General features: G+C 74.4%; 5 protein-coding genes. All 5 read right to left on the bottom strand.

Going from position 1 to position 5,213, the window contains the following annotated elements:
- Positions 1–837: condensation domain-containing protein (locus tag ABZ318_RS38895; protein ID WP_356907137.1), on the bottom strand; the 837-nt coding region annotated here is incomplete at its 3' end.
- A gap of 107 nt (positions 838–944) precedes the next feature.
- The gene (locus ABZ318_RS38890) at positions 945–2,804 is read right to left on the bottom strand and encodes an amino acid adenylation domain-containing protein (protein WP_356907136.1); all 1,860 of its coding nucleotides are present in this window, start codon (positions 2,802–2,804) and stop codon (positions 945–947) included.
- Positions 2,805–2,812: 8 nt separating this feature from the next.
- Positions 2,813–3,847 carry a TauD/TfdA family dioxygenase gene (locus ABZ318_RS38885; protein ID WP_356907135.1) on the bottom strand — a complete coding sequence of 345 codons (1,035 nt, stop codon included), beginning with the start codon at positions 3,845–3,847 and terminating at the stop codon, positions 2,813–2,815.
- Between the two features lie 47 nt (positions 3,848–3,894).
- Entirely contained in the window at positions 3,895–4,680 is a 786-nt protein-coding gene (locus ABZ318_RS38880) for an alpha/beta fold hydrolase (protein ID WP_356907134.1), read from the bottom strand.
- Positions 4,680–5,213, bottom strand: a 534-nt coding sequence (locus ABZ318_RS38875) for a phosphopantetheine-binding protein (protein WP_356907133.1), incomplete at its 5' end; no start/stop codon positions are given. The genes ABZ318_RS38880 and ABZ318_RS38875, both read right to left, overlap by 1 nt.

Raw genomic sequence — 5,213 nt, 5'->3', positions numbered from 1 at the left:
CTCGGGCCGGCCCGCCACCGCCGTGCCGACGACCACGTCCTCGCCCGCGCCCGCCGCCCGCAGGGCGAGGGCCAGGGCGGCCCGGGCCACCAGGAAGAACGTGCCCCGACGGGAGCGCGCGAGGGAGGCGAGGGCGCGGTGGACGCCGGGGTCCAGCTCCGCCGAGACCACCGCTCCCCGGTGGCTGGGCTCCGTGGGCCGGGGCCGGTCGGCGGGCAGGCGCGTCTCGGCCGGTATGCCGTCCAGGGCCTTCCGCCAGTGGGCGAGCTGCTCGTGCGCGGTGCTGTCGGGGTCCTCGGGGTCCCCGAGCATGTCCCGCTGCCACAGGGCGTAGTCCGCGTACTGGACGGGCAGCGGCTCCCGGTCGGGTGCACGACCCTCGGCGCGGGCCCGGTAGGCAGCGTCGAGATCGGCGAGCAGGCAGCCCACCGACCAGCCGTCCGTGGCGATGTGGTGCACGAGGAGCACCAGAACGGCCGTCCCGTCGTCGACCTTGAACAGCCTCGCCCGGAGCGGCAGTTCGCGCGTCACGTCCACGGGGAGCCGGGCGAACGCCGTCGTCCGGGCCGCCACGTCCTCGCCCGCGCCGCACTCCTCCACCTCGAAGCGCACGTCGGCGTCGTCGAGGATCTTCTGGTACGGCTCCTCGTCCAGGGCCGGGTACACGGTCCGGAGCACCTCGTGACGCTCCACCACGTCCCGTACGGCTGCCCGGAGCACGACCGGGTCGGGCACCGATCCCAGCCGGAGCACCACGGGCGCGTTGTAGGCCGGGGAGGAACCCTCCAACCGGTTCAGGAACCACAGGCGGCGCTGGGCATAGGACAGGGGGATCACGGTTGCTGCTCCTCGTGAGTGGCGGGGCGGGCGGGTGGACCGGTGACAGGGACCGCGGGGGCGGGACGGACCGCGGTGCCGAGAGGGACCGCGGGGACGGTCCGCGGTCAGGCATCCTGTGCGGCCAGCAGCTCCTCGATGTGGGCGGCGAGGTCGCGCAGCCGCGGGTGGGCGTACACGGCCTTGACCGGGAGCGCCACGGACAGCTCGGCCCGCACGCGGGAGACCAGCTTGATGGCGAGCAGGGAATGGCCGCCGAGCTTGAAGAAGTTGTCGTCCGGGCCGATCGACGCGGCGCCGAGGACCTGCGTCCACACGCGGGCGATCAGCTCTTCGGCCCGGCCGTCCAGGCCGTCGGCGCCGGCGGCCTCGGGCTCCGTCTCCGCCGGGGCTTCGAGGCGGGCGGGCAGGACGGACCGGTCGAGCTTGCCGCTGGGCGTCGTGGCGAAGCGGTCCACCGCGACGAACGCGCTCGGCACCATGTACGCGGGCAGGCCGTCCGCGAGCGCGGCACGCAGGACGGCGGCGTCCCCGCCACGGTGGTAGGCGATCAGGCAGGCGGTGCCGCCGGCGTCCTCGCCGAGGATCACGGCCGCCTCGGCGACCCCGTCGACCCGGGTGAGGGCGGCCTCGATCTCCGGGAGTTCGATGCGGTGTCCGCGCAGCTTGACCTGGCCGTCGGCGCGGCCGAGGTAGACGAGCCGGCCGTCGGGCAGCAGCCGGCAGCGGTCGCCGGTGCGGTACATCCGTCCACCGGAGGCGTCTTCGGAGACGTCGGCGACGAACCGCTCCGCCGTCAGTCCGGGCCGGCGCCGGTAGCCACGGCCCACGCGCGGGCCCGCGAGGTACAGCTCGCCGGACTCCCCCGGCCCGACCGGGACGAGCTTCTCGTCGAGCAGGCGCATCCGGAGCCCCGGCAGGACGGCGCCGATGTGCGGCTCCCCCGGTCCGTCGATCCAGCCGGCGGTGGAGTCGACGGTGCACTCCGTCGGCCCGTACACGTTGAGCGCGCGCAGCAGTCCGGAGCGGTGGGCGGCGACGAACCTGTCCCACAGCGCCGGGCTGATCGCCTCGCCGCCGACGAGGAGGGTCAGCGGGCGCGGGCCGCCGTCCTCGGTGAGCAGGTCGAGGAGGGGGTCGGCGTGCGAGGGGGTGATGTCCAGGTCGGTGAGGGCCTGCTCGTCGACGAAGGCGGCGAGCAGGGACGGGTCGCGGCGGGTCTCCTCGTCGATCATGACGAGGGTGTCGCCGCGGCAGAGCCGCGTCCACTGCTGCACGGAGGCGTCGAACGACGGCGAGGCGTTCCAGCCGACCCTGCCCCCCTCGCCGGTGGCGGCGCCCGCCGCCTCCAGCTCCCCCAGCAGCAGGGAGGCTGCGCCTCGGCCGATCTCCACGCCCTTCGGGCGGCCGGTGGAGCCGGAGGTGTAGATGACGTAGGCCAGGGTGTCCGCGGTGACGGGGACCGGCGCGTACGGGGCCGGGCCGCCGCTCGGGGTGGCCGTCAGTTCGGCGACCGTCACGGCGCGGGCGCCGGGCGCCGGGGAGACGTCCCCGCCGTCCACGACCACCAGGTCGGCGCCGGAGTCCTCGACGAGGTAGCGGCGGCGGTCGGCGGGCAGCGCCGGGTCGACCGGCAGGTAGGCGGCGCCGGCGGTGAGCGTGCCGATGATCGCGGTCACCAGGGCGGCGCCCCGGGGCAGGCAGAGCGCCACGACGCTCTCCGGGCCGATGCCGAGGGCGGCGAGCCGGGCGGCGATCACGGCGGCCTCGGCGCGCAGCTCGTCGAAGGTGAGGCGGTCGTCGCCGGCGACGACGGCGGTGCGTCCGCCGGGGGCGGTGGCGAGCCGGGCGAGCAGGTCGGCCGCGCCGGTACCGGCGGCGGCGCAGGTGCCGCAGGCGCAGGCGCCCGGGGAGGAGGGAACCGGGGCAGCCGGGGCGGTGGAGCGCTCGGGGAGGACGGCGGTCATGGCGGGGCTCACCTTCCGTACGGGGTGGTGGAGGGGGCGGTGGTCGGGGAGCAGTCGGAGAGCCGAACCGGCTCGCCCATGGCGACGAGGATCTTCCGGTCTCCGGTGTACGACTCCCGGCCGTGCGCGCAGAGGATGTTGTCGACGAGCATCAGGTCGCCGGCCTGCCAGCTCTCCCGCAGCGTGACCGCCTGGTACACGTCGTTGATCGCGTCCACCTCGGCGTCGGTGAGGGCGGTGCCGTCGCCCAGTCGGGTGTCGAAGGGCAGGCCGTCCGCGCCGAACGTGTCGGTGAGGACCTCGCGGACGTCCTCGTCGAGGCTGCGGGCGTTCCAGAAGGCGAAGTGGTTGAACCAGGACCGCTCGCCGGTCACCGGGTGGGTGATGATCGCGGAGCGGCGCTGACGGGTGCGCAGGGTGTCCTCGTCGAGCCATTCGTAGCCGATCGCGTGGGCGTCGCAGTACTCCTCGGCGCCCGCCGGCTCCTCCGACGAGAAGGCCTTGCGCCAGGGCATGCCCGCCAGGTCGGAGTAGTTGCGCACGAGCAGCCAGCCGGCCTCGGCGAACCGGGCGACCAGGTCCCGCGGCAGCATGGCGAGCGCCCGGCGCATGTCGCCGACGGTGGTCGCGCCGCCGGTCTCGGGGGCGGTGACGCAGCCGAAGAGCAGCACGCCGGGGAAGTCCAGGGTGTAGCTGTTCTCGTTGTGCAGGCGGATCGGCTGGGCGGCCGGCAGGTCGGTGGAGGAGAACACCCCTTCGCCGAAGTCCGTGCGGGGGGTGGCCTTCTCCTTGTACCCGGCACGCTGGGCGATCAGCGCGTCACGGGCCTCGGCGAACGTCGCCGCGTCCGTCACCGGAAGCCCGCGCAGCATGACCGCGCCGGAGCGGTGCAGTTCGGCCTGGATGGCGGGGAGCCGGGCCGACAGCCAGGTGGTGGCCTCCGCCATGGTGTCGAAGGCGGGCGTCTCGACGAGGGCCGGCTTGCCGGGCTCCCGGACGACGGCGATGCCGGCGGTGGCCGGGCTCTGGGCGTACGTGGTCATGGTGGTCTCCTCGTGATCCCTTAGAAAGGAGGGAAGTTGACGGTCGATCAGGCGTTGCTGGGAGCGGAGGCGCGCAGGGTCTCCAGGGCCGGGTTCAGACGGGCGAAGAAGCCGGGCAGGTCCTGCTGGAAGTAGAAGTGGTCGCCGGTCAGCACCTCGGGCACCACCTGGTGGCCGGCCACCAGGGACCAGCCGTCGAGCATGTCGACCGGGACGATCGGGTCGGCGTCCCCGCCGAACACCGCGACCCGGCAGTCGAGCCGTACGTCCGGGGCGGTGCACCGGTAGGCGTCGTCGATGGCGAAGTCCGCGCGGATGGACGGCAGGACGATCTCGCGGAGCTCCTCGTCGTCGAGGATGCCGTCGTCGGTGCCGCCGCGCTCCTTGATGGCCGCGACCAGCTGGTCGTCGTCCAGCCGCTCCGGGTGCACCGGGCACTGGTTGGGCAGCACCGGCGCCCGGCAGGCGGAGGCGATCAGGCCCTGCGGGGTGCGGCCGACGGCCTGCAGGGCGCGGGTCACCTCGAAGGCGACCAGGGAGCCCATGCTGTGCCCGAGCACCACCAGGTCACCGGTGTCCGCGGGGAGCGCGTCGATCACGGGCAGCGCCAGGTCGTCGACGGACTCGGGCAGGTCCTCGCTGAAGCGGGCGCCGCGCCCCGGGTACTGGCCGATGAGCAGCCGCACGTCGGCCGGGAGGTGCTCGCGCCAGGCGCTGTACGCGTGCGCGTTGCCTCCGGCGTGCGGGAGCACGAGCAGCGACAGGCGGTGCGGCAGGTCGCCCGGCAGGTCCCAGACGACGTCCTCGGGGGCGGGGGTCGGGGAGGTGTTCATCAGCTGATCCGTTCTGTGATGGTGGCGGTCTCGGTGGCGGTCTCGGTCGTGACCGCCTCGGTCCTGGCGCGGCGCCGGAGGGCGGGACGGGCCTTCCTCGTCGGTGCGGCCTTCAGGGATTCGATGTGCTCGGCGAGCCGGGCGGGGGTGGGGTACTGGAAGACGTCGCGGATGGTGAGCCGGACGTCGAGGGCCCCGGCGATGTGGTTGGTGAGACGGGCACCCAGGAGGGAGTGGCCGCCGTGGTGGAAGAAGTCGTCGTCGACGGTGAGGTCGGCGGTGGTGTCGAGGGTGCGGGCGAAGAGGGCGAGCAGGGTCTCCTCCAGCGGGGTGCGCGGGGCACGGCCGGTGGAGGCGACGGGGACCGGCTCGGGCAGAGCGCGCTTGTCGACCTTCCCGTTGGGAGTCAGCGGCAGACGCTCCAGAACGACGACATGCGTGGGGACGAGATGCTCGGGCAGCCGGTCCGCCACATGCCGGCGGATCTCCTCGAAGTCCGTCTGGTGGCTGGTGACCACATACGCGGCGAGCCG

It is taken from the genome of Streptomyces sp. NPDC006197, assembly GCF_040613865.1.
In the GTDB taxonomy this organism is placed as follows: Bacteria; Actinomycetota; Actinomycetes; order Streptomycetales; family Streptomycetaceae; genus Streptomyces.
Note: the sequence above shows the minus strand (reverse complement) of the source record. Positions and strands in the feature narration are given on the sequence as shown.

Excerpts from the sequence above, each read along its gene's own strand:
- ABZ318_RS38890 (WP_356907136.1), bottom strand. The coding sequence starts at position 2,804 with ATGACCGCCGTCCTCCCCGAGCGCTCCACCGCCCCGGCTGCCCCGGTT.
- ABZ318_RS38885 (WP_356907135.1), bottom strand. The coding sequence starts at position 3,847 with ATGACCACGTACGCCCAGAGCCCGGCCACCGCCGGCATCGCCGTCGTC.
- ABZ318_RS38880 (WP_356907134.1), bottom strand. The coding sequence starts at position 4,680 with ATGAACACCTCCCCGACCCCCGCCCCCGAGGACGTCGTCTGGGACCTG.